The following is a 23,701-nucleotide window of genomic DNA, read 5'->3' as shown; positions in this document are numbered from 1 at the left end:
CCCATGGTTGAAACACCCAAGGGCCAGCAGACCCGCGCCAAGCTTCTGGAAGCTGCCCAGGCGGAGTTCTCCGAGTACGGTCTCGCAGGTGCGCGCGTGGATCGCATCGCGGAACGCTCCGGCGTCAACAAGCAGCGCATCTACGCCTACTTCGGCAACAAGGAAGACCTGTTCGCGGCCGTCATGACCAAGGTGTACGCGCATATGTCCGAGGTGGTCCCCATCCCCACCACGGAGGAGGGGCTGCGCGCCTATGTCGGCGAGGTCTTCGACTACCACCGCAAGTCCGACCTGGTGCGTCTCCTGGCCTGGGAGGGGCTGCACTACCGGGACAAGTCCATCCCGGACGAGAAGGAGCGCGAGGCGTACTACGTCCACAAGACCGCCGCGCTGAGTCTCGCCCTCGGTGTCGACGACCCTGCCGCTTCGGCCCGCGTGCTGCTCGCCCTGATCGGGATCGCGTCCTGGCCCTTCATCGTCCCGCAGCAGCGCCGGCTGATGCTGGGACCCGACGGGGACACGGAGTCCGGCTGGGCCCTGCTGCGCGCCGGCATCGTCGCGCAGGGGAACTCGATCATCGACAACGTCCGGCAGGGGGCGGTCTGACGCCGTCTGACGTCCGTCGGAAACGATGTCCGGTGCGCCCGTCCCTCGGGCGTCGTCTGAAGCTTCGTCACATCGCTCAGGTTGCAAGGGAGTCCGGTGTCCGGGCTCCCTCTTCTGTTGCCTGTCCCGCAGCCCGCTGCGGGCTGCGGGGACACAAAAAACCAACTGGATGGTTGCATCCGTCTCCGAGCCCAGCTAGCTTCTTCAACAACGGGCCTGACGCGCTTCGTCCGGTACAGCGCCCGTCCGTCAAGCTCTGACGCACCATCAATTTCTCAGCCAATCAATTCGAGTTCGTCGCGCCCCGCGCCCCGAGTGCAGTATCCGCACCCGCCCTCCCCTCCCCACCCCACCCCCGTCAACCTGGCTCTTTCCAAGGAGAGTTCCCATGGCCATCCTGACCCGGTCCGTGCGGACCGACCGTGGCCCGATCGCCCCGGCCGACGAGTCCGCCGCCCCGCAGGGCAGTTCCTCCACCCTCGTCCTTGTGGCGGCGCTGCTCGCCTTCTTCGTCATCTCCCTCGACGGCTCGGTCGTCAATGTGGCGTTACCGGCGATCTCCCACAGCCTCAGCGGCTCGATGGCCGACCTCCAGTGGATCGTCGACGGCTACACGCTGATGTTCGCCGCGTTCATGCTGTCCGCCGGCACCTTCTCCGACCGGATCGGCGCCGGCCGGGCCTACACCTGGGGGATCGCCGCCTTCACCGTGGCCTCCCTGGCCTGTGGTGTCGCGCCGAACCTGGGCACGCTGATCGGCGCCCGCATGGTGCAGGGCGGTGCCGCCGCGCTGATGGTGCCGGCCTCGCTGGCGCTGATCCGCCAGACCTACGGCGACCCGGGCAAGCGGGCGCGCGCCATCGCGATCTGGACGGCCGCCGGTTCCGTCGCCGTCGCCGTCGGACCCGTGATCGGCGGCATGCTCACCAGCGGGCTGAGCTGGCGGGCCGTGTTCTATCTGAACCTCCCGGTGGGCGCGATCGGACTTGCCCTGTTGACCCGTATCGCCCCTTCTCCGCGCCGCGAGGCCCCGGTCGACCTGCTCGGCCAACTGTCGGTGGTCGCGACCCTGGCGGCTCTCACGTACGCCGTGATCGAGGGCGGGCGCGCGGGCTGGGGCAGCGCGGACGTAATGGGCACGCTGCTCCTGGCCGCCGTGGCGGCGGTGGTGTTCGCGGTGACGCAGTCGCGGCGCGAGCACCCGATGGTGCCGCTGAGCGTCTTCAAGTCCCGTACGGTGCTGGTCTGCCTGGCGGCCGGCTTCACCATCAACGCGGTCTTCTACGGCGCCATCTTCGTCCTCGGAATGTACTTCCAGCAGGTACGCGGCGCCTCCCCGGTCAGCACCGGCGCCATGTTCATCCCGATGTGCGCGCTCATCTCCGTCGTCAACATGGCGGGCGTCAAACTGGCGACACGCCGGGGCGCCTGGATGCCGATGACGATCGGTCAGCTGGTGATGGCAGGCGGCTCACTGCTGATGCTCACCGTCTCCTCGCACACGGCCTATCTGATCCCGGTGATGCTGTTGGTCCCGATCGGAGTGGGCGGCGGGTTCGCGGTGCCGTCGCTGACGGCGGCGATCCTGGAGAACATCGACGGCGAACGGGCGGGCACCGCAGCCGCGGTGCTCAACACCAGCCGTCAGGTGGGCAGTTGCATAGCGGTGGCGGCGTTCGGCGACCTGATCGCGGACGCCTCCCACTTCCGGCACGGCATGGACACCAGCTTTGCGATCAGCGCCGCGATGCTGCTGACGACGGCCGCGGCCACGGCATTCCTGCTGCGCCGCCCGGCCCGGTCCGCAGACTGACCCCGACCGATGCCGAAACCTGAGCTCGCGTGGCGGCGTCCTACGGCGCGGTCGGCGGGAAGTCGTAGGCGGCGAAGTCGGTGACCGGTCGGTAGCCGATGCGCTGGTAGAGGGCGTTGCTGGTGGGGTTGGAAAGGTCGGTGAACAGGACGACTTCCTGCGCACCCGCTGCCTGGGCGGCCCGGCTCACCTCGGCGGTCACCGCGCCCGCGTAGCCGCGGCCCCGGAGGTGGGCCGGGGTGTAGACGGGGGCCACCCGGACCTGGCCGGCGATCATCGGAGAGACGCCAGCCATGGAGACGGGGGTGGTGCCGTCCTCGGCCTCCCAGAAGGTGAAGCGTCTGTCCCTGAAGTGTGTGTCGGCCCAGGAGACAGCGTCGTTGTGCCCGGCAGGGAGAGCTCCGATGGCAACGCCGAACTCATGCTTCCAGCGCCGTAGTTGTTCCTGGTCGAGGGCGTCGGTGATTCTCGGGCGGCCCGGTGGGAGCGGGGTGGGCGGAGTGAGTGCGGCGAGGCGGTAGAGGCGTTGACGCTCGTAGAGGGCCGGTGTCGTACCGGTGTGGCGCTGCCATGCCTCGGCGAATGCGGTGGCGGTGGCGTGTTCCGCGCTGACGCCGGGGAAGGAGTGGCCGGTGCCCGCCAGGTGGGCGGCGAGGGAGTCGGCGTCCTCGGGGGCGAGCGGGGTGAGGTTGAGGTGGTTGGGCGGGGTCTGGAAGAGGGTGGCCTCGACCTTGCCCGCTCGCTCCAGCCAGCCGAAGAGCGGCGCTTCGGCGCCGTACGCCGTGGTCCCGTGCGTCCGCAGTGTCTCGGTCACCGTCAGCGGGACGGTGTGCAGGGCGGGGCGGGAGTGGAGGAAGTGGGCGGCTCGGTTCAGGAAGAGGTCGAGGTTCTGGGTCAGGTGCCAACCGTCTGAGTGCATGCCCCATGATTTCTTCGAAGGTGCCGTCGGGGCATTCCAATATTTGCTCGGCCACGCAGCAGAAGTTGTATCTCCGGACGGCTGTTGGCGGGATCCGGCAGCGCGACGGCTCGTGTCCGGGAAAGTGGTCCCCCGGGTCGAGTGCATCGGGGATCATGCAGCATGCGCTCGGACGGCTGGCACCTCAAGGACGACGTCGACGAATTTCTCACCTCGGCCGGAGACTTCCTGCGTCGCGGCCCGTCCTGCACACCGTCCCGCTGACGGTGACCGAGAAGTTGCGGACGAACGGGGTGGGCGCGCACAGTGCCGGTGCTCCTGTGCTCGGTCGGCTGGAGCGCGGGGGTGAGGTTCTCGCCACCCTTTACCGCTTCCCCCAGCGGGCTGCATCACCTCGCTCATCCCCAAGAGGCCGATTCCCGTGCCGCCCACCTGGTCGCCCTCGGGTGGTCCATGCGACCGCGCCGCAACCGCCGTCCGGCCTACTCTTCGGTGAAGAGTTCCGCCGCTTCGGAGGCATGTGTGGCCCGTTTGGCCCAGGTCTCGAGCTGGTCCAGGTCGGTGCAGGAGATCACTCGTTCGCGGACGTCGTCGGTGACGGGGATGTCGCGCCATTCGAGAATCCTGAGGACCATCTCACCGCGGTCCTGAATACGCCCCTCCTCACGCCCCTCCTCACGGACCTGCTCGGCGAGCGGGTGGCGCCAGAAGTACTGGATCGTCGACATCAAGAGATGCTCGTCAGATGGCGTTCCACCGTCGACGGTGGTTCAGACTCACCCGATCGTTGTGCGTTGAGCCAGTCATGGACGCCCCCTGCCAGCGAGAGGGGCTGCGCTGTGACCTGCCCACCGCACGTCAGTGGTGGCAGTCCTGGTCTCCCAGCCGCCCCTGCCGGGGCTCGGTGAAAATACGGCCCACGACGTCACCTGGTGGCCGGGCTCGATGAGAGTGTCAGATCTTGGGCTTGAGTGTGCTTCCGGGGCGGAGTTTGCCCTCCTCGTCCAGATCGTTCAGCACGGCGGACAGGCCGACGCGCAGCATCTTCCGCCGGACGTGACCCAGGATCTGGGTCATCAGGAGCCCGCCTGCACCTGTGAAGCCCGTGTGGTCGTAGGTGAAGCGCGTTCCGGGGCCGTGAGGTTCGATGTGGTAGGCGACCTCGGTGGTTTCGCCGCCGCCATGGTCGGTCCACGAGTAGCGCAGCAGCCGGGGCTTGTCCACCTCCAGTACGACGCAGTCGACGATGCCGCTCCAGCCGGGCTTGGGCTTGGCGATGAACTGGAACCGGGTGCCGACGGTGGTGGCGAATCCTTCCGGGCGTGCCCCGGCTCCGGTCGCTGTCCATAGCGGTATGAGCCCGGGGTCGGTGACGGCGTGCCAGACCTTGGTGGGGGAGTGGGGGTAGTCGCGGACGATGTGGATGGTGCTCATGGGGGCTCCCGAGGTGGCCGAACGGAGAGCAGAAGATACAGTCACTGAAAATTTACAGTAGCAGTAAATATTCTGCTGCTGCACTACCCTGTCGTCATGAGCACGGTGGACTGGACGGCATGGCGCCCGCAGGCCGCGGAGCCCGAGGCGGAAGGGCTGCGGGAGCAGAAGAAGCGCCGGTTGCGGCAACGCCTGTCCGATACCGCGACCGAGATGTTCCTGGAGCGCGGCTTCGACGCTGTCCGCGTATCAGAGATCGCCCGGGCGTGCGGAGTCTCGGAGAAGACGGTCTTCAACTACTTCCCCACCAAGGAATCGCTCATCCTGGACCAGGGCGAGACCACGATGGCCGCCCTGCGCGCCGGTCTGGCCGACACGGACCACTCTCCGGTCGAGGCGGCGCTGCGGATCCTCTCCGGCGAGTTGCGAGCCATGACCTCCTGGATCGCCGAGCAGGACGACCCCATCCACGCCGCCGCCATGATCAGGCGCTTCGGCGCGCTGACCAGGTCCGCTCCCTCACTGAGGGCCTACCACCGGGACATGACCGACCGGCTCGTCACCGTCGCAGCCGAGGTGCTGGCCCAGCGCACCGGCACGAGCCCGGACGACCCGGAACCACAGATCGCGGCAACCGCCCTGCTCGGACTGTGGTCGATCCAGTTCCAAAGCCTCGGGAAACACCTGGACGGCGCCTGCACGCCGGCACAGATCCATGAGGCGGTGACGGCCGACGTCCGCCGCGCGGCCAAGCTCGTCGACACCGGCCTGACCTCGTTCGAAGGCGCCTCCCCGACCCGCTGACGTGCTCAGCCGTAGTCGAGTCGGCCGCGTGTGAGAGTTGCGTACCCGCACGCGCGGAACCGACCCCGACGCTGACGCTTACGATGGACGCACGTGCGTGCGTGATACGCATCGTGATACGCGTCGGGTCGGCGGAAGAGACGGAAGTCAGCGTATGAAGGCGGAACGGCCGGAACGGTCCGGGACGGGTGAAGGCAGCGACGGCGACTCGGCGCTGCCCAGCAGCATCGGTGTGCTGTGGGACCTGCGGGAGCGGGAGCAGCGCGGTGGGCGCACGGGCCTGAGTACCGTGCGTATCGTGCAGGCGGCGATCGAGCTGGCCGACGAGGAGGGCCTGGGGGCGCTGTCCATGGCGCGGGTCGCCAAGCGGCTGGAGTTCGCGACGATGTCGCTGTACCGGCATGTGTCGAGCAAGGACGAACTCCAGGCCCTGATGGTCGACATGGCGTACGGCATGCCGCCGGAGCTGCCGGACAGCGACCGCGACTGGCGGGCGGGACTCGAACAGTGGGCGCGGGCTTTCCTTGAGGTCTTCCGCCACCATCCGTGGATGGTGCACATCCCCGTCGGCGGCCCGCCGTTGGAGCCCGGCCAGCTCAACTGGCTGGAGCGCGGCCTGCGGACGCTGGGCCGCACCGGTCTGACGCCGAACGAGAAGCTGTCGGTGATGCTGCTGCTGGTCGGCTACGTCCGTCACAACGCGCAGCTGTCGGCGGGCATGGCGAGCCTGGGCGAGAGCGAGGCGGAGCTGATGGCGGACTACGGCAGGGCGATGGACAAGTTCATCGACGCCGAGTCCTTCCCCGCGGTGCGCGAACTGGTGGACGCCGGCACGTTCGAGGCCGCCGAGGACGACTTCACGTTCGGCCTCCGGTGCGTGCTGGACGGTATCGAGGTCCTGATCAGGACGCATGGCGGGGAGACCCCGCTGGCCCGCTGAACTCCCGTACAGGGCAGGCACGAAGAGAGGTCCGCTCCCGACGCTGACGTCGGGAGCGGACCTCTTCGGGGACCTCTTCGGGGACCTCTTCGAACCGGCCTGTCGCCGGGGGTGGCGCTAGGCGACCGAAATGTGCCGGACGGCGTCGGCGGGGGAGCCGTCCGCCCGAGCGACGGACTGGGTGAACTGCTGGGCGGCGTAGTCGCCTTCCTGGGCCTGCGCGGCCTCCATGGAGCCGGGCAGGGCCGCCTCGATCGGGGTCCTGCGCAGCAGGAACGCCGCGAGTACGGCGGTGAGGGCGAGCAGTCCGGCACCGGTGAGGCAGGCGATCTGCATGCCGTGGGTGAAGGCGTCGTGGCTGGTGGCGATCAGTTGCCCGCCCGCGCCGCCGGAGAGGTGGGAGGCGACGTCGGCGGCGCCGCCGACGGTGTTGCGCAGGGCGTGCAGGGCGGAGCCGGAGACCCCGGCGGGGCCGACGTCGGTCATGTCGTGGCGGTATACGGCGGAGCCGATGCTGCCGAGGGTGGCGAAGCCGATGGCGATGCCGAACTCGGTGAAGGTCTCGGAGACGGCGACGGAGGAACCTGCCTGCTCCGGCGGGGCGGAGGTGACGACGATCTCGGCGGCGAGCGTCTTGCAGGCGACCATGCCACCGGCGAGCAGCCCGACACCGGTGAGCAGCACGGCGACATTGGAGCCGACCTGGACCTGGGTGAGGATCCCGAAGCCGGCGGCGATGATCAGCAGCGCTCCGCCGATGATCCTCGCGGGCTTGATCTTGCGGCCCAGGACGGGTGCGAGCCCGACGGCGACGCCGATGGCGGGCATCGGAGCCAGCGACCACAGCGACGCCTTGAGCGGGGAGTAGCCGAGGACCATCTGGAGGTACTGGTTGGTGAGGACGCTGCTGCCCATGAGGGCGAAGGCGACCATCATGTTGGTGATGACGGCACCGCTGAACCCGCCGTTGCGGAACAGCCGGACGTTGATCATCGGGTCGGCGGCGGTGCGCTGGCGGACGACGAAGAGGATCAGGAGCACGGCGCCGACGCCTGCGGAGATGGCGGCGTTGCGGCTGTAGCCGTTGATGACCAGCTCCTTGAAGCCGTAGATCAGGGTCATCACACCGGCCAGCGACAGGATGGTGCTGAGCAGGTCGAGGCGGCCGCGGTCGGGGTCGCGGTACTCGGGCAGCAGTACGGGTCCGAGGATCAGCACCAGGACCATGACCGGGGTGTTGATCAGGAAGACCGAGCCCCACCAGAAGTTGTTGAGCAGCAGACCACCGACGACGGGACCGACCGCGGCACCGGAGGTGAGGGTGCCGCCCCAGGCGGCTATGGCGGCCTTGCGCTGCTTGGAGTCGTGGAACATGTTGCGGATCAGCGCGAGGGAGGTCGGCGTCAGGGTCGACGCGGCCAGGCCCAGCACGGCCCGCGAGCCGATGAGCATCTCCGGGCTGGTGGAGAATGCGGCGCCCGCGGAGGCGACGCCGAACATCGCGGCGCCGATCAGCAGCAGCTTGCGGCGGCCGACGCGGTCACCGAGCCAGCCGACGGTGACCAGGGTGCCGGCCAGCACGAAACTGTAGATGTCCATGATCCACAGCAGCTGGGTGGCGCTGGGCGCGAGGTCCTCGCTGAGCGGGGCGATGGCGAATCCTAGGACCGACACATCGACGGCGACCAGCAGGGTGACCAGGACGATCACCACCAGGCCGCACCACTCCTTCATTCCTGCCTTGGGCTTCAGCTCCGGCATGGCCATCGTCCATATCCTCTCGGCGTATGCGGTACGCAGAGCGTATCAGGTACGCATTCGCGTGTCACGTACTCACCTAGAGGTGGGGGTTGGGCGCAGGTGGGAAGGGCGCAGGGCGGAAGACGGCACGCTTGTCCGGCACCGCGGTGCCCCATGGCGCTCGACTGTCGTGTGCGATCACCGTGCCCGAGTGCTCACTGACTGGGATGCCGAAGGCCCGGCCCCGTGACCGGATGGCGATCTGCGGTGTCTTCCGGAACACCCCGTCGGAGGAGACGCGGGGCGTCGCGGGCTGGGGTGTGAGCTGGGTGCGGGCTGGGGTGCGGGCTGGGGTGCGGGCTCCCCCTGTTCATCCGCGTCCGGCGGCGATTCGTTCCGCTGGTGACTTCAGGGTCGTGTCAATCTGGGTTTCGTCGGGTCTGGGAGACGCTGCTCCGGGTGGTTCGACGGCGGCACGGTGGAAATGGAGTGACCATGTCGGATACCTCTCTGGACCTCGGCGAGATCGTCGAAGTGGAGGTCCGTGACGCCTCGGGTGCGGTGACGGCGTTCACGCATGAGTACCCCGTCGACCCGTCCGGTCTGCTGCGGATTCCGTCCCTCAGCACGATTCAGGCGACCGGCAAGGCGCTGACGCCTGAGCTTCGCGACGAGATTCAGGATCGGTTCGTGGCCGACGGGATCCTTTCCCCTGCCACGGTCAATCTCACGCTGGGTTTCGCGCGGGTGGATTTCGACAACAAGATCCAGCCCGGGGACATGCTCTTCGTCCGGCTCCTCGCGCCCGACGGCACCGTGGACCCGGGTTCCGGATCGTTCGTCGTCGACGGATCGGGAAGCATCAACATTCCCTTCCTGGGCGGTGTCCTCGTCGGCGACAGCCTGCTCTTCGAGGCGGAGCACCAGATCGAGCAGGGACTCATCGACGGGGGATTCTTCACCCAGCCCTTGGTCAACGTGACGCGCGTGCAACTTGCCTGAATCCGGCGGACTGCGCGATCACAGTGCGGTGCCGGGGCGGCCCTCCGATGCGATCTCCTCGATCAGGCCCTCCACCAGCTTCCTGATCTCGTCTCGGATCGGGCGTACCGCCTCGACGCCCTGGCCGGCCGGGTCGTCCAACTGCCAGTCCAGGTAGCGCTTGCCGGGGAAGACCGGGCAGGTGTCGCCGCAGCCCATGGTGATGCAGACGTCGGACTCCTTGACCGCGTCCACGGTGAGGACCTTCGGGGTCTCGGCGGAGATGTCGACACCGACCTCGCGCATCGCCTCCACGGCGGCCGGGTTGACCTGGTCGGCCGGGGCCGAGCCCGCCGAGCGGACCTCCACACGGTCACCGGCCAGGTGCGTCAGCCATGCGGCTGCCATCTGCGAGCGCCCCGCGTTGTGGATGCAGACGAACAGCACGGAAGGCTTCTGGGGCATCGGAGATCGGGACCTTTCTGCGAATCGGGGCTTCTCTGCGACACGTCACTGGAACGCCAGCAGCTTCCGCATCGCGGCAAGTGCCGGCGGCTCGACCCGGTAGTACACCCAGGTGCCGCGCCGCTCCGAGGAGAGCAGACCGGCCTCTTTGAGCTTCTTCAGATGGTGGGAGACGGTCGGCTGGGAGACGCCGACGTCGGAGATGTCGCACACGCATGCCTCGCCGCCCTCGTGCGAGGCCACCGAGGAGAACAGGCGCAGTCGTACCGGATCGCCCAGCGCCTTGAACATCCGCGCCGCCGTCTCGGCCTCCTCCGCGGTGAACGGGCGCTCGGCCAGCGGCGGGCAGCATACCGCCCCGTCCTCGGCCGCCTCGGGCTCGAGCAGCGGCAGCGCCTCGGTATTCGACATACATCTATGTTCACATATGTCGAACCAGGCGGGCCAGTGTGGGGCCCCGCACCGGCCCGCGGCGCTCACCGGTCCCGCTCACCGGTCCCGCTCACCGGTCCCGCTCGTCGGCCTCCCTGGCCGCTCGCTCCAGACGGGCTCGGTAGTCCTCCCACCAGCCCTCGTCGACCGGCGCCATGCTGTCGTTGTCCTGGGCCAACCCCACGGTGCCGTCCGTGAGTTCGCGGATGATGTCGGCGTGCCCGGCGTGCCGCTGGGTGTCGGCGATCACCCGTACGACGGCGTGGTGCAAGGTCACCTCGTCCTTGCCGTCGGGCCACCAGGACACCTTGCCGACCGTGTCGAGCGGCAGTGCGTCGATCGTCGCGTCCGAGTGGGCCCAGGCGCGGCGGTAGAGCTCCACGATGGACGAACGTGACTCGTCGGCGGTGGCCCACATGTCCGCGTTGTCCTCGGCACTCTCCTCGAACCACGGCAAAGACTCCCCGGACGGCCGTCCGAACGTGTCGCCCAGATACCCGAGTTCAACACTCGCCACGTGCTTCACCAGACCCAGCAGATTCGTCCCGGTGGGCGTATGCGGCCGACGGACGTCGTACTCGGAGAGCCCCTCCAGCTTCCACAACAGGGCGTCACGGGCGGACTGGAGGTAGCGGAGCAGATCGGCCTTGGGGTCGTATGAGCCGGTCGTGCCGGTCGTGCCGGTCGTGCCGTGCGCGGTGCTCTCTTCGGACGTGGTCATGGGGGCATTCTGTCGAAGGATCTGGTCGACAGAGAGGTGGTGTAGGCAGTGGTTCTCCCCGACGAAGTGACCCGGGTGCTGCGCGAGGCCGGATGGGTGCCTGGCCGGTGGGTCGACCCAGAGCCGTGGCTGTCGGCCTTTGAGAGCGAGGGGCTTCGCAGGCATCCGGCGGTCAGTGCCTTTCTGGCCGAGTTCGGGGGGCTTGCCGTGGAGAACTCCGGGCCGGGAATCAGCAGTGCGCGTCAGTCGTTTGAGCTTGATCCCATGCTGTGCCGGGGGGAGGAGGATCGGTTTGCCGAATGGAGCGAAACACTGGGAAAGTCGATATTCCCGGTGGGGGAACTCGACCACGGCCGCTTCTTCCTCGGGATCGACGAGAACAGCGAGATCTATCTCGTCGAGACCTGGGTGGCATCCTTCGGCCGTATGCCGGAAGCGATGGTCCATCTCCTCCTCGGCGTCAAACCGATCACTCTCGACGACGGCAGCGATTGATCCTCCGGATGACTGGATGCCCCGGCCCACACAGGGGACGGGGCATCCGAAAGCGCTGTCTCAGGAGCTCGACGGAGATCGGGCCGTCGTAGCAGTGGCCGTCCGGTGCCGGTGGGGCCGCGCGGTCTGCGCGACCCGCGCTCACACGGCGCCCTGCGGATCGGGCACCGGACCGTAGTCCTCGCAGTGGTCCCGGGTCAGTGCCGCCAGCAGTTCCGGGTCCGAGTACGCCTCCGCCGTGTGCTGCCAGGCGATGAGCATCTGGGCGACTGACGCGCTGTTGCCTACGGAGTCGGCGGCCCGCATGGTGTCGACGAGTTCCACGGCGAAGGCGTGGACGTCGTGGTCGGGCAGGAAACGAATCCAGGGGAAAGCATCCGGCAGTATGTCCAGGAGCAGTTCTGGACCGCCGGGCTCCCGGCGCGCCATCGCGGCCAGCATCCGGGTGGCGGCGGATACCACCGTCTGGTCCTGCTCAGCCCGCGCCACCGTGGTCAGGACGAGATCCTCGCCGTCCCTGCGGTGCAGGAGCAGCCGAGGTGCTTCCTTCAGCCTGGCAAGCGTCTGCTTGTTCTTGTTCACCAGCTCGGAGAAGTTCACGGCGGCATTCTCGGTCGGCATGACTTTGAAATTACTTCAAAACTCACTGGCTCGCTATCGCCCACAAGGGTGACCAGGAGTCGCCTCGTCGGGGAGTGACCCTCAGGTCAGTGTCTGTGTCAGCTCGCTTCTGCCCTGTGCGTGGACGATGCGCCCGCAGGCGCCGTTCACGATCGGCATGTGGGGCGGGACGTGGCCGCAGTCGATGTCGGCGATGATCGGGACGTTCAAGGGGCCGAGGGCGTCGAGGACGGCCTCGTGCTGGGTGAGGGTGCTGCTGTCAGGGGCCCGGGTGCGGCCGACGAGGATCGCGTTCGCATGGTCGAAGAATCCGGCGAGTCTCATGCCGTGCAGATTCCGGCAGATGGTGAAGGCGTTGTCCTCGCAGGCCTCCACATAGACGAGCAGTCCCTCGGGGGATTCGGCGCGCGCGAAGTCCGTGACGTCGAGGTAGCGCGTCCCCGCGAGGTTGCACAGCGTATCGATGCAGCCCCCGATCAGCCTGCCCTCGGCTTCCACATCGTCGTCGGCGTCGAGTCGTGCCCAGGTGCCGGGGGAGTCGAGGGTGTACTCGCGTACGGCGGGGAAGGCGGCGAAGTCGTCGAAGCCTGTGGTGCGGTGGCGGCCGGGCGGGGTCTGCGTGAACCGGTGGCCTGCGGGGGTGGCGACGATGTCGAGCCATGACACCAGCCCTTCGGGTACGCAATAGGGCGTGTCCATGAGGTTGTTGCCGTGCACGGTCGCCGTGCCGGTGAGCAGGGTCAGCGGTGTGATGAGGGTCGAGATGTCGGAGAACCCCACGAACCAGGTCGGTTCCGCGTCACGGAGCCGGTCCCAGTCGAGCAGCGGGACGAGGTCGATCGCGGTCTCTCCGCCCCACGGTGGCACAACTGCCCTGATGGTGGGGTCGGTCAGCATCGACATCAGTTCGCTCGCGCGGTCTGCGGCCGGGGCACTGATGTGCCCGGAGCCGTCCATGCACCGCCCGACCACGACCTCGTAGCCGCGTGCTTCCACCTCATGGACGGCGACACTCAGCCGCTCACGCAGCACCTCCGTGACCCCGCTCGACGGAGACGTCACACCGACACGGTCACCGGGACGCAGGGGGCGCGGGTAGCGAATGGGCATGCGCCGGATCCTGGCACAGGGGTCCGGGCGGGTGACAACGCGTTTTCGGGGGCATTCCGTCAAGGACGCTTGAGAAAGGCGGATACCCGCTTTCCAGTTCCGTCCTCGGTGGGGCACGTGGTCCAGCTTTCGGCGATCGACGATACGAGAGACAAGCCGCGCCCGCTGGTCGTGAAGTGCTCGGGAGCCTGTTGTACGGGTTCCTGCGGTGAGTTGTCCTGAACCTCGATCGCTACGACATCGGTCTGGACCGTGAGCGTCAGGGTGATGCCCTCGCGGCTCTCGGCCTGCGAGGTCGAGCAGTCTTCCTCGGCGGCTTCGCAGGTTTGGCCGTGGCGTACAGCGTTGGTGGTGAGTTCGCTGACGATCAGCACCGCGTCGTCCACGACGTCCTCCAGTCCCCACAGGGTGAGGACGCCACGGGTGAAGGAACGTGCCGCGCCGGGAGCGCGGTCGTCTGCGGCCAGGGTCAGGCTCTTCCGGTCCTCGGGGGCGCTCGGCAACGGCCTGATGTCGGCGTCCCACGTCTGGCTGATCTTCACCGAGTTCCCTCCCGGGCAACGGCAGATGGTGCTTTCGTCACGTTGAGCGAACCGTGAATGACGGCGGGTTGGTATCCCCGGCAGGTCAGCGATGCCGTCAAACCCGTCAAAGATCGTTCTCTTGTGAACGGGGGACGAAGGATGGCACGCAGAAACGAGAGGCTGGCCGTGGTGATCGCGGAGACCGGCTGGTCGCAGCCGAAGGTCGCAGCGGCGGTGGTCAGGGTTGCTGCCGAGGCCGGTGCGAATGAGCTGTTCAACACGAGCCGTTCGCACATCGCGATGTGGATCTCCGGAACCCGTCCCACGGGCAGGGCGCCGCGCATTTTGTGTGAGACGTTGTCCCGTCGGCTGCGACGCCCCGTCACACTGGCGGAGATCGGGCTCTCCGAATCGGCAATCGACACGGACCCCGTATCCGAATGGTGTGTCGACACTTTGACCGCGCTGGTGGATCTGGGGAGAAGCGACGTGGACTTGGAACGCCGCAGGCTGCTGCACGATGCTGCCTACTCGGCAGGTGTCCTGGTGCTGCCCGGACAGCAGTGGTGGGACCAGGCTCCGGAGAGAGCCAGGTCTCGCCCAGCTGTGACCAGCCGACGCATCGGCGCGGGGGAGGTCGCCGCCGTCCGGGAGATGACCGAGTTCTTCTCCGAACGGGACCAACGGCATGGCGGAATGGACGGCCGCACGGCCCTCCGCCGCTACATCATCGATGACGTCGCCAGATATGCCGGTGGTGTCTTCGCGAGCGACGAGACCCGCAGGCACTTGCTTGCTGCGGCCTCTGAGGCGGTCTACGTCACCGGCTGGATGAGCTTCGACGCCTCGGAGCACGAAGCCGCGCGCCGCTACTTCACCCTGGCGCTGAAACTTGCGGCGGAAGCCGACGAAGGCGCGCTGGCCGGTCATGTCCTACGGGCAATGGCCCATCAGGCGATCGACCTGGGACACACCGGGGCGGGCCTGAGACTCGCGACCGCGTCCGTCGACCGGAAGCGGTACACCCTGGCCACACCACGTGAGCGTGCGCTGCTCGGCGTCGTACATGCGCGGAGCCTTGCCGTGGACGGGCAACGGCGCGAGGCCACAGCAGCCCTTCTCCGCGCCGAGGACGATCTCGCTGCCGCCGTGCCCGGTGACGATGACCCGCACCGGGTGTGGTTCTTCCAGCGAGCCTCGCTGGCCCATGAGACCGCGCGCACCCTGTGGACCCTCGGCGATCTCGAAGGGGCTCTCCGTGAATTCCACAACAGCGTGCTGACCAGGAAGGCCGAGAGGTTCAGCCGGACCCATGCCGTCACCTTGGGCTACATGGGCACGGTGCAGGCCCGCCAGGGCAACGTCGAGGCCGCCTGCGCCACCTGGGGCCAGGCACTCAGTGCCATGGAGGGGGTTCAGTCGGGCAGAGCGCGTGAGGCCGTCGTCACCATGCGCAGGGTGCTCTCCCCGTTCCGGAACCGGGGGATCACCGCGGCCGCGGAGATCGACGAGCGGGCCAGGGCGATACTCGAACGCGTAGCCTGACGGCGCCGTGGGCTTCACGGCTGGTGAAGGGGAATTCAGTGGCTGCTGAGTCCATCGACGTGCCTGTCATCGCCACTGTCGTGGGTGGGCACACCGGGCGGCTCGACGACTTCAAGGGTGGTGTGGAGCCGATCATCCGGCTGCGGCCTGAGTATCCGGTGGAGACCTTGCAGGGGATCGAGGAGTTCTCGCACCTCCAAGTCACCTGGTTCTTCAACTTCGGGTCCCCACACGATGTCGCACTGCATGCTCGCAGCCCTCGCGACAACCCGCTCTGGCCCGCCACGGGCACCTTCGTGCACCACAACCATCGGCGGCCGGCCCGGCTCGCGACCTCTTTCCCACGGCTGCTTCGTGTCGAGGGACGCGACCTGCATGTCACCGACCTCGACGCGGACGACGGCACGCTCGTCGTCGATCTGGTGGCGGTCTTCGAGCAGATGCTCCCGCGCGGTCCTGTCGCGCAGCCCTCCTGGCCCGGCGAGATGCTGAAGGACTACTGGCGCGACGCTTCCGAACGGTGACTTGGGCCTCCGTCCGCTGAGCTGAGCGCCGCCGCTGGTCTGCCTTTAGGGGTGGCCGTCACTCTTCCCTGGTGGAACGGGTCAGAGCAGGGGAGTTCTTCGGTGGCGGGGTTTCGGGGGGCGTTGTCGTCGCCTCGGCCGCGCAGTACAACGCCCGCTACCGGCAGTTGGCCGGGGGCGGTGCCACCGTGCTGTCGGCCGGGTTCGATCTGCCCACCCAGCTCGGGTACGACTCCGACTCCCCGACCGCCACCGGGGAGGTCGGTCGGGCCGGGGTCGCCGTCGACTCCCTTGACGACATGCGGGTTCTTTTCGGCGGGGTGCCGCTCGAGAAGGTCTCGGTCTACCTCACCGCCGATGGGCCCGCCGCTCTGCTGCTGCTTCTGTATCAGCTTGTTGCGGAGGAGCAAGGAGTGCCCGGTGAGCGGCTGCGCGGGGCCGTTCGCAACGACATCCTCACCGAGTTCATCGTGCGTGGCCGTGGGCTGTTTCCGATCGGGCCCTCGCTGCGGCTCACCGCTGACCTCTTCGCCTACTGCCACGCCGAGTTGCCCCGCTGGCGGCCCATCTCCCTCACCGGCCACCGGCTGGTGCGCGCCGGGGCCTCGCCCGTGCAGGAAGCCGCGTTCGTCCTCGCCAACGGGATCGAGTACGTCCGTACCGCCACCCGAGCCGGGCTGGATGTGGAGGAGTTCGCCTCCCTGCTCACCTTCCGGGCGGGGCGGCGGGTCTGGGCCCGGGTGATGAAGGAGCAGTTCGGTGTGCGGTGGCCCGGGGTGCCCGGTGCCTGGCTGCCGCGCTTCCTCGTCGGGGATGGGATCGACGCCGGGATCGTCGGACTGCTGGACCGGGTCGAGGCGCTGGGGGGTGCCGCCGCCGCTGTCGAACTCGGCCTCCAGCGCCATGAGATCGGGTGGGAAGGCGGCATTCTGGGGGCTGTCGACGTACCGGGGGACCAGTTCCGCGGCGGATCCGCCGTCGCCGTGCGGCAGGGCGAGCGGCTCGCCAAGGTGCGGGCCTGGCGGTACGGGCCGCGTGTCGATCAGGCGCTTGCCTCGGTGCGGTCGGCCGCCGGGGGGAATGGCAACGTTCTCTATCCGCTCAAGGATGCTCTCGCCGCCGGGGCCACCCTCGGCGAGGCGAGCGGTGCCCTGCGTGATGTGTGGGGCGAGTGCCTTGCCCCGGACAGCCCGAGCGCGTACGAGGTTCGCGCGTACGGGGTTCGAGGGTACGAGGTTCCGCTCATCGACGCCTCCGTCCGCGAACCCGAACCCGCGTCCAAGGAGCCCTTCAACGCCCCCGGTTAGCCACTGACAGGAGCCGACACCCATGCCTCTGGAAACCAAGAACGTCCGCCGAGTCGACCGGGTCGTCATCCGGTTCGCCGGAGACTCCGGTGACGGTATGCAGCTCACCGGTGACCGTTTCACCTCCGAAACCGCGTCGTTCGGCAATGACCTGTCCACCCTGCCCGACTTCCCCGCCGAGATCCGCGCTCCCGCCGGTACCCTCCCCGGTGTCTCCTCCTTCCAGCTGCACTTCGCCGACCACGACATCCTCACCCCCGGCGATGCACCCGACGTCCTCGTCGCCATGAACCCCGCCGCCCTCAGGGCCAACATCGGCGATCTCCGGGCCGGTGGCGAAGTCATCCTCGACACCGACGAGTTCAGCAAGCGGGCCATGCTCAAGGTCGGCTATCCCGTCAGCCCGCTGGAGGACGGGTCCCTCGAGCGGTACCGGCTGCATCCCGTACCGCTCACCACCCTCACCGTCGAGGCGCTCAAAGATTCCGGGCTCTCGCGGCGGGATGCCGTCCGGTGCAAGAACATGTTCGCGCTCGGGCTGTTGAGCTGGATGTATCACCGGCCGACGGAGGGGACCGAGAAGTTCCTCAAGGCCAAGTTCGCCAACAAGCCCGGCATCGCCGCCGCCAACATCGCCGCGTTCCGGGCCGGTTGGAACTTTGGTGAGACGACGGAGGACTTCGCCGTCTCCTATCAAGTGGCCCCGGCGGCGAAGGCGTTCCCTGTCGGTACCTACCGCAACATCTCCGGCAACCTCGCCCTTGCCTACGGCCTCATCGCCGCCAGCCGACAGGCCGATCTGCCGCTCTATCTCGGGTCGTACCCCATCACTCCGGCCTCGGACATCCTCCATGAGCTGTCCCGTCACAAGAACTTCGGCGTGCGCGCCTTCCAGGCCGAGGACGAGATCGCCGGCATCGGCGCCGCGCTCGGCGCGGCCTTCGGCGGCTCGCTCGCCGTGACCACGACCTCCGGGCCCGGTGTGGCGCTCAAGAGCGAGACCATCGGGCTCGCCGTCTCGCTCGAACTGCCGCTTGTCATTGTTGACATTCAGCGCGGCGGGCCCTCCACCGGTCTGCCCACCAAGACCGAGCAGGCCGATCTCCTCCAGGCCATGTACGGCCGCAACGGCGAGGCCCCCGTACCCGTCGTCGCGCCCCGCACCCCCGCCGACTGCTTCGACGCGGCGATCGAAGCCGCCCGCATCGCGCTCACCTACCGCACCCCCGTCTTCCTCCTCTCCGACGGTTACCTGGCCAACGGCTCCGAACCCTGGCGCATCCCGGAGCCCGACGAACTCCCCGATCTGCGCGTGCAGTTCGCCACCGGGCCCAATCACACCACCGAGGACGGGACCGAGGTCTTCTGGCCGTTCAAGCGTGATCCGCAGACCCTCGCCCGGCCCTGGGCCGTCCCCGGCACCCCGGGGCTGGAGCACCGTATCGGCGGCATCGAGAAGCAGGACGGAACCGGCAACATCTCCTACGATCCCGCCAACCACGACTTCATGGTCCGCACCCGCCAGGCCAAGGTCGACGGCATCGACGTACCCGATCTCGTCGTCGACGACCCGGACCAGGCCAACACCCTTGTCCTCGGGTGGGGTTCGACCTACGGGCCGATCACCGCGGCCGTGCGGAGTCTGCGGCGGGAGGGTGTGCCGATCGCGCAGGCGCATCTGCGGCACCTCAACCCCTTCCCCCGCAACCTCGACACGGTCCTCACCAGCTACGACCAGGTGGTGATCCCCGAGATGAACCTCGGCCAGCTCGCCACCCTCATCCGGGCGACGTACCTGGTCGACGCCCACTCCTACAACCAGGTCAACGGCATGCCGTTCAAGGCGGACCAGCTCACCCACGCACTGAGGGAGATCACCGATGCCCCCTGAGACACTGTCCCTCGTGCCCAGGGCCGAGGCCGCGCTCTCCATGAAGGACTTCAAGACCGATCAGGAGGTGCGCTGGTGCCCCGGCTGCGGCGACTACGCCATCCTCGCCGCCGTGCAGGGGTTCATGCCCGAACTCGGGCTCGCCCGCGAGAACATCGTGTTCGTCTCCGGGATCGGGTGCTCGTCCCGTTTCCCGTACTACATGAACACGTACGGGATGCACTCCGTGCACGGGCGTGCCCCCGCCATCGCCACCGGGCTGGCCACCTCCCGGCGTGATCTGTCCGTCTGGGTCGTCACCGGTGACGGCGACGCGCTGTCCATCGGCGGCAACCACCTCATCCACGCCCTGCGCCGCAACGTCAACCTCAAGATCCTGCTCTTCAACAACCGGATCTACGGCCTCACCAAGGGCCAGTACAGCCCCACCTCCGAGGTCGGCAAGATCACCAAGTCGACCCCGATGGGCTCGCTGGACGCCCCCTTCAACCCGGTGTCCCTCGCCCTCGGCGCCGAAGCCTCCTTCGTCGCCCGTACGATCGACTCCGATCGGGGGCACCTCAGCGACACCCTGCGCCGGGCCGCCGCCCACCCCGGTACCGCGCTCGTCGAGATCTACCAGAACTGCAACATCTTCAACGACGGCGCCTTCGACGCCCTCAAGGACAAGCAGCGCGCCCCGGAGACACTGATCCGGCTGGAGCACGGGCAGCCCGTCCGGTTCGGGGCCGACGGGGCGAAAGGGGTCGTACGCAACAGCACCACAGGCGACCTCGAAGTCATCGACGTGACACCCGAGAACGAGGGGCGGGTTCTCGTCCACGACGCGCATGCCGCCTCCCCGGCCACCGCCTTCGCACTGTCGCGGCTCGCCGACCCCGACACCCTGCACCGCACGCCCATCGGTGTCTTCCGGTCCGTCGAACGGGCTGTATACGACACCCAGATGGCAGACCAACTCGACGCTTCTATCGAGCAGTTCGGAAAGGGGGACCTGTCGCTCCTGCTCAGGGGCAACGACACCTGGACCGTCGTCGGCTGATGGCGCGCGGGACGCCACGCCCGCCCGCGACCGGACGCTTCCCCTCTGGTACTTCCTGCCGTGCAGCCAGTGGACAGCGTTGCGCGTACCCATGGCGCGCATATGCCTTCCTAAACTGCAGCCACGAGCAGGGAATCCGACCGGGAGGGGGCGAGCCCATGGTGCTCCTGCACCGTGACGACGCGACCGCACGGCTCGACAAGGCGCTGCGCGCCTGCGTCGACGGCACGGCCCAACTGGTGCTCACCGAAGGCGCCCCCGGCTGCGGCAAGACGCGGTTCCTCCAGTACGCCGCCGACACCGCCGCCGGACTGGGCCTCACCGTGCTGCATCTCGCCGCCGACCCCGCCGCCCGGCGCCGCGACTGCTCGCTGCTGCGCCGCCTCACCGCCACGCTCGCCGTCACACTCACCACCGACGACCCGGGCAGGTCCGGCGGGCTCGATGAGAACGGCGGTTTCGGCGCACTGCTCGCCGCCGCCTGCACCCGCGGGCCCGTGGTTCTGTGCGTCGACGACGTGCAGTACGCCGACCGCGGCTCCCTGACCGAACTCCTGCGCCTCGCCCACACGTTCCGCGAGGCGCCCCTGCTCACCGTGCTCGCCCGCTCCCCGCACCATGGTGCCGACGGCGCCGGGCTGTACACCGAACTGCTGCGCCACCCGGGGTTCGTGCGTATCCCGCTCGCCCGCCTCGACGTCCGTGACACCGCCGAACTGGCGCGCTTCTGGGGCATGGCCGTGCCCGCCGACGCCGCCTCCCGACTCCACCGCCTCAGCGGTGGAAACCCGCTGCTGGTGCGCGCCCTCCTTGCCGAGAGGGAGGGCGCCACCAGCAGCCCGGTCGACGCGGGCGCAGCCGACTGGCCCGAGCCCGAGCCCGGCGGGCCTTTCGCCGAGGCGTTCGTGACCTGTGTACGCCGCTGCGGTCCCGCCGCACGCCGGCTGGCGCTCGCGCTCGCCGCGCTCGGTCCGCAGGCCGATCTGCCGCGCGCCGCCCGCCTCGCAAGGCTGGGCGCCGACGCCGCCGTACGGGCGAAGAACGTGCTGGAGACCGCCGGGCTCCTCACGGACGCCGGCCGGCTCGCGCACCCCGCCGCCGAGTCCGCCGTACTCGCCACCCTGCCCGCCGAGCAGCGCCGGGCGACCCACCGGGACGCCGCCCGGGTGCTGCATCACGCGCTCGCCGAACCGGCCGTCGTGGCACGCCAGTTGCTGGCAGCCGGGGCCGCCGCGCACGACTGGGAGATCCAGGCCCTGAGGGACGCCGCCCAGTACGCGCCGTGTCCTGCCACCGGAGTCGACGGCGCCCAGGCGTTCCTGCGGCTGGCCCGCTCCGGCTGCCGTGACGAACCGACCCGGCTCCGGATCACCCTTCAACTCGCCGCCCTCACCTGGCGGTTGCACCCTGCCGCCGCGCACCGACTGCTCGACGAGCCGTACGCGGCCCTGCGCGCCGGGCAGTTGTCGCCCGCCGACGCCGGCTGGCTGGCCCGGCTGCTGGCCGCCCAGGGGCGGGTCGCGGAGGCCGACGAGGCCCTCGCGCACGCCGATCTCGACATTCGCCCCGGGCCCGACCGGCTGCCGCGCGAAACCCTCGGCCCCCGCTCACCCGGCACCCACGACCGGCCCAGCGGACAACCCGTCCGCGCCGCCGCCCGGTGGCTGCTCCCGGGCACCCGCGACGACGCCACCGGCGCCGAACGACTGCTGAACGACACGCCGTTGACGCAGACCACCTACGAGTCCGTGTCCCGCGCGCTGCGCACCCTCGTGCACCACCGCCCGTACCGGGCCGCCGCCTGGTGCGCCCGGCTCGCCGCCCAGCCCCTCGTCCGGGAGGCCCCGGGCTGGCAGGCCGCGTTCGCCACCGCGCACGCCGACGCCCTGCTGCGGCTCGGCGATCTCGCGGGCGCCCAGCGGGCCGCGACCGACGCGATCGACTGGCTCGGCGGCCGGGGCGGGGCGTTCCTGCTCGCCCCGCTCGCGCTGCTGGTCCAGTCGCTCACCGAGCAGGGCGAGTTCGCCGCGGCGGCCGTCCATCTGCACCCCACGCTGCCCGGTGAGCCGTACTCCACCGTGCACGCGCTCGCCTTCCTGCGCGCCCGCGGACGTCATGCGCTGGCCACCGGACGGCCCGAGGCGGCCCTGGAGGAGTTCCTGGAGGCCGGTCGCCTCGCTGGACGCTGGGGCGCCGACCAGCCCGAACTGCTGCCCTGGCGCACCGACGCCGCCGAGGCCCTGCTCGCCCTCGGCCGCCCTGCCGAGGCCCAGGCCCTGGTCGCCGACCAGCTCGCCCTGCCGGTGACCACCGGGGCACGGGTGCGCGGGGTGACGCTGCGGTTCAGCGCCGCCACCGCCGAACCCCGGCGCCGCGTCGACCTCCTCGCCGGTGCGGTCGAGGAACTGCGTGACTACGGCGACCGCCTCGAACTCGCCCGCTGTCTCGCCGACTTGGGCGGTGCGCTGCGGCTGAGCGGTGAGGGCAACCGGGCCGGTACCGTCATCCGGCGGGCCTGGCAGCTGGCGGGCGACTGCGGCGCCGTACCCCTGCGGGAACGGATCCGGCCGACCACCGCCGCCGAACGCGCCCCTCAGCCGACGCAGCCACCGTATTCGGCGGAATCGTTCGCCGCGGAACCGCTCGCCGCGGAACCGTTCTCCGCGGAATCGCCCGTCCCGGAGTCGGCCGACCGCACCGGTGACGACGACGTCCGGCTCAGCAGCGCCGAGGAACGGGTCGCCGCCCTCGCGGCCCACGGCCACACCAACCGCGAGATCGCGGCGAAGCTCTTCGTCAGCGCCAGTACCGTCGAGCGCCATCTCACCGGTGTCTACCGCAAACTCGGCATCTCCCGCCGCCAGGACCTGCCCCTGGACCTGCGGATGCGCGCCTTCGACCAGGCCGAGTGCTGACACCCCCGTACAGCTTGCACCGAACGGCCGGACGGCCCGGACGGCCCGGACGGCCGGGCGTCTACTTGATGAACTCCGGCGGCACCCGCGGCGGCCACTGGCCCACCGTCAGCATGCCCAGTGAGTGCGCCCGCGCGACCAGCGCTGCACGGTTCGGGGCCTTGAGGTTTCTGAGCATCAGCCCGACGTGGTACTCCACGCCCTGCCGACTGAGGTAGAGCCGTGCGGCGAGTTGCACGGTGGAGGCGCCCGCGGCGACCCCTTCCAGGACCTGTGCGTCGAGCTTGCTCAGCAGTCGCTCCTTGGGGTGCGCCGCGGGCTCCGCGGCCGGCGCGGCGGCGCCCTCCTGGTCGGGGCGCACCTGCACGACGATGCCGGCGAGGCCGCCGCCGGTGTCGTGCACTGCGATCCCGGTCAGCCCGGCGGAGAACACCCGGCCCGCGCCGTTGAGACCCACCATGCGCTCGTCGAAGCGGTTGCAGCGGCCCTCGGACAGCCGGATGAAGTGCCGGTCGAGGTAGGTCGGGGAGCTCGGGTGGAGCAGCTCGTAGAGGCTGCGGCCACAGGTGTCGGCCGAGGTGCGCCCGAACTGCCGGGCGAAGTCCGGCTCGGCGGCGACGATGTGCCGCTCGGGGTCGAGATGGGCGGTGTACGTGCGCCGGTCGCCCTGCGGGAGCGGTCGGACGGAGTGCGTGTACCGGTGTCCGACGGCGGTGCGCGGCGTGGTAGTCCGGTGGTCGACGGGCAGGACATCGGTGATACGAGTGGTCATGTCGTACCGCTTTCTGTTTCCACATCCACGTACGGGGGCACAGTGCTTGCCGCCTTGCACGGCCGGCCTTCGCACGACGTCGGGCGATGGCCGGGAATCA

Annotated in this window: 23 protein-coding genes; 12 read left to right on the top strand and 11 right to left on the bottom strand. The window is 69.3% G+C overall.

What is annotated here, in order from left to right; all coding sequences use genetic code 11:
• The first annotated feature begins 3 nt into the window (after positions 1-3).
• The gene (locus tag ACSYGN_RS41185) at positions 4-606 is read left to right on the top strand and encodes a TetR/AcrR family transcriptional regulator (protein WP_460406084.1); all 603 of its coding nucleotides are present in this window, start codon (positions 4-6) and stop codon (positions 604-606) included.
• 388 nt (positions 607-994) lie between these two features.
• Entirely contained in the window at positions 995-2,419 is a 1,425-nt protein-coding gene (locus ACSYGN_RS41180) for an MFS transporter (protein ID WP_460406082.1), read from the top strand.
• A gap of 40 nt (positions 2,420-2,459) precedes the next feature.
• Here the strand turns inward: ACSYGN_RS41180 and ACSYGN_RS41175 are convergent, their stop codons facing one another.
• From ACSYGN_RS41175 to ACSYGN_RS41165, 3 genes are all read right to left on the bottom strand, one after another.
• Positions 2,460-3,338 carry a GNAT family N-acetyltransferase gene (locus ACSYGN_RS41175; RefSeq protein ID WP_460406080.1) on the bottom strand — a complete coding sequence of 293 codons (879 nt, stop codon included), beginning with the start codon at positions 3,336-3,338 and terminating at the stop codon, positions 2,460-2,462.
• A 482-nt stretch (positions 3,339-3,820) separates the two neighbouring features.
• Positions 3,821-4,066: a hypothetical protein gene (locus ACSYGN_RS41170; protein ID WP_460406078.1), complete on the bottom strand. Its 246-nt coding sequence runs from the start codon at positions 4,064-4,066 to the stop codon at positions 3,821-3,823.
• Between the two features lie 226 nt (positions 4,067-4,292).
• Entirely contained in the window at positions 4,293-4,772 is a 480-nt protein-coding gene (locus ACSYGN_RS41165) for an SRPBCC family protein (RefSeq protein WP_460406076.1), read from the bottom strand.
• Positions 4,773-4,868: 96 nt separating this feature from the next.
• On the opposite strand from ACSYGN_RS41165, the gene ACSYGN_RS41160 reads away from it, so the two are divergent.
• Both ACSYGN_RS41160 and ACSYGN_RS41155 read left to right on the top strand, forming a co-directional pair.
• A complete protein-coding gene (locus tag ACSYGN_RS41160) occupies positions 4,869-5,576 on the top strand; it encodes a TetR family transcriptional regulator (protein WP_460406074.1) in 708 nt (235 codons plus the stop codon).
• Between the two features lie 154 nt (positions 5,577-5,730).
• Positions 5,731-6,516 carry a TetR/AcrR family transcriptional regulator gene (locus tag ACSYGN_RS41155; protein WP_460406072.1) on the top strand — a complete coding sequence of 262 codons (786 nt, stop codon included), beginning with the start codon at positions 5,731-5,733 and terminating at the stop codon, positions 6,514-6,516.
• Between the two features lie 117 nt (positions 6,517-6,633).
• Here the strand turns inward: ACSYGN_RS41155 and ACSYGN_RS41150 are convergent, their stop codons facing one another.
• Complete coding sequence (locus tag ACSYGN_RS41150) at positions 6,634-8,283, bottom strand: MFS transporter (protein WP_460406070.1); 1,650 nt, start codon at positions 8,281-8,283, stop codon at positions 6,634-6,636.
• 432 nt (positions 8,284-8,715) lie between these two features.
• On the opposite strand from ACSYGN_RS41150, the gene ACSYGN_RS41145 reads away from it, so the two are divergent.
• Positions 8,716-9,258: a polysaccharide biosynthesis/export family protein gene (locus tag ACSYGN_RS41145; RefSeq protein ID WP_460406068.1), complete on the top strand. Its 543-nt coding sequence runs from the start codon at positions 8,716-8,718 to the stop codon at positions 9,256-9,258.
• A gap of 18 nt (positions 9,259-9,276) precedes the next feature.
• On the opposite strand, the gene ACSYGN_RS41140 is transcribed toward ACSYGN_RS41145, so the two are convergent.
• The 3 genes from ACSYGN_RS41140 to ACSYGN_RS41130 form a co-directional block, all read right to left on the bottom strand.
• A complete protein-coding gene (locus tag ACSYGN_RS41140; RefSeq protein WP_460406066.1) occupies positions 9,277-9,702 on the bottom strand; it encodes an arsenate reductase ArsC in 426 nt (141 codons plus the stop codon).
• Positions 9,703-9,747: 45 nt separating this feature from the next.
• Positions 9,748-10,113 (bottom strand): ArsR/SmtB family transcription factor, encoded by a 366-nt coding sequence (locus ACSYGN_RS41135; RefSeq protein ID WP_460406064.1) that lies wholly within the window; start codon positions 10,111-10,113, stop codon positions 9,748-9,750.
• A gap of 91 nt (positions 10,114-10,204) precedes the next feature.
• Positions 10,205-10,855, bottom strand: a complete 651-nt coding sequence (locus tag ACSYGN_RS41130; RefSeq protein WP_460406062.1) for a DinB family protein — start codon at positions 10,853-10,855, stop codon at positions 10,205-10,207.
• A gap of 48 nt (positions 10,856-10,903) precedes the next feature.
• Between ACSYGN_RS41130 and ACSYGN_RS41125 the strand changes: the two genes are divergently transcribed.
• Positions 10,904-11,350, top strand: a complete 447-nt coding sequence (locus ACSYGN_RS41125) for an SUKH-3 domain-containing protein (protein WP_460406060.1) — start codon at positions 10,904-10,906, stop codon at positions 11,348-11,350.
• Between the two features lie 141 nt (positions 11,351-11,491).
• On the opposite strand, the gene ACSYGN_RS41120 is transcribed toward ACSYGN_RS41125, so the two are convergent.
• The 3 genes from ACSYGN_RS41120 to ACSYGN_RS41110 all read right to left on the bottom strand — a co-directional run bounded on the left by ACSYGN_RS41120 (position 11,492) and on the right by ACSYGN_RS41110 (position 13,623).
• Complete coding sequence (locus ACSYGN_RS41120) at positions 11,492-11,971, bottom strand: hypothetical protein (protein ID WP_460406058.1); 480 nt, start codon at positions 11,969-11,971, stop codon at positions 11,492-11,494.
• A gap of 81 nt (positions 11,972-12,052) precedes the next feature.
• On the bottom strand, positions 12,053-13,081 hold the full coding sequence (locus ACSYGN_RS41115) for a S66 family peptidase (protein ID WP_460406056.1): 1,029 nt from the start codon (positions 13,079-13,081) through the stop codon (positions 12,053-12,055).
• A gap of 59 nt (positions 13,082-13,140) precedes the next feature.
• Positions 13,141-13,623 (bottom strand): ATP-binding protein, encoded by a 483-nt coding sequence (locus ACSYGN_RS41110; RefSeq protein WP_460406054.1) that lies wholly within the window; start codon positions 13,621-13,623, stop codon positions 13,141-13,143.
• 141 nt (positions 13,624-13,764) lie between these two features.
• Between ACSYGN_RS41110 and ACSYGN_RS41105 the strand changes: the two genes are divergently transcribed.
• The 6 genes from ACSYGN_RS41105 to ACSYGN_RS41080 all read left to right on the top strand — a co-directional run bounded on the left by ACSYGN_RS41105 (position 13,765) and on the right by ACSYGN_RS41080 (position 22,829).
• Entirely contained in the window at positions 13,765-15,150 is a 1,386-nt protein-coding gene (locus tag ACSYGN_RS41105; RefSeq protein WP_460406052.1) for a Tat pathway signal protein, read from the top strand.
• Positions 15,151-15,188: 38 nt separating this feature from the next.
• Positions 15,189-15,674: a TrmO family methyltransferase domain-containing protein gene (locus ACSYGN_RS41100; RefSeq protein ID WP_460406050.1), complete on the top strand. Its 486-nt coding sequence runs from the start codon at positions 15,189-15,191 to the stop codon at positions 15,672-15,674.
• A 71-nt stretch (positions 15,675-15,745) separates the two neighbouring features.
• Positions 15,746-16,981 carry a methylmalonyl-CoA mutase family protein gene (locus ACSYGN_RS41095; RefSeq protein ID WP_460406048.1) on the top strand — a complete coding sequence of 412 codons (1,236 nt, stop codon included), beginning with the start codon at positions 15,746-15,748 and terminating at the stop codon, positions 16,979-16,981.
• Between the two features lie 22 nt (positions 16,982-17,003).
• Positions 17,004-18,872, top strand: coding sequence for a 2-oxoacid:acceptor oxidoreductase subunit alpha (locus tag ACSYGN_RS41090; RefSeq protein WP_460406046.1), 1,869 nt, complete (start codon positions 17,004-17,006; stop codon positions 18,870-18,872).
• The gene (locus tag ACSYGN_RS41085; protein WP_460406044.1) at positions 18,862-19,914 is read left to right on the top strand and encodes a 2-oxoacid:ferredoxin oxidoreductase subunit beta; all 1,053 of its coding nucleotides are present in this window, start codon (positions 18,862-18,864) and stop codon (positions 19,912-19,914) included. Before ACSYGN_RS41090 ends, ACSYGN_RS41085 begins: the two co-directional genes overlap by 11 nt.
• A gap of 158 nt (positions 19,915-20,072) precedes the next feature.
• Positions 20,073-22,829, top strand: coding sequence for a LuxR C-terminal-related transcriptional regulator (locus ACSYGN_RS41080; protein ID WP_460406042.1), 2,757 nt, complete (start codon positions 20,073-20,075; stop codon positions 22,827-22,829).
• A 61-nt stretch (positions 22,830-22,890) separates the two neighbouring features.
• Here the strand turns inward: ACSYGN_RS41080 and ACSYGN_RS41075 are convergent, their stop codons facing one another.
• Entirely contained in the window at positions 22,891-23,601 is a 711-nt protein-coding gene (locus ACSYGN_RS41075) for a helix-turn-helix transcriptional regulator (RefSeq protein ID WP_460406040.1), read from the bottom strand.
• Positions 23,602-23,701 lie beyond the last annotated feature (100 nt).

It is taken from the genome of Streptomyces sp. YIM S03343 (assembly GCF_054729195.1).
Note: the sequence above shows the minus strand (reverse complement) of the source record. Positions and strands in the feature narration are given on the sequence as shown.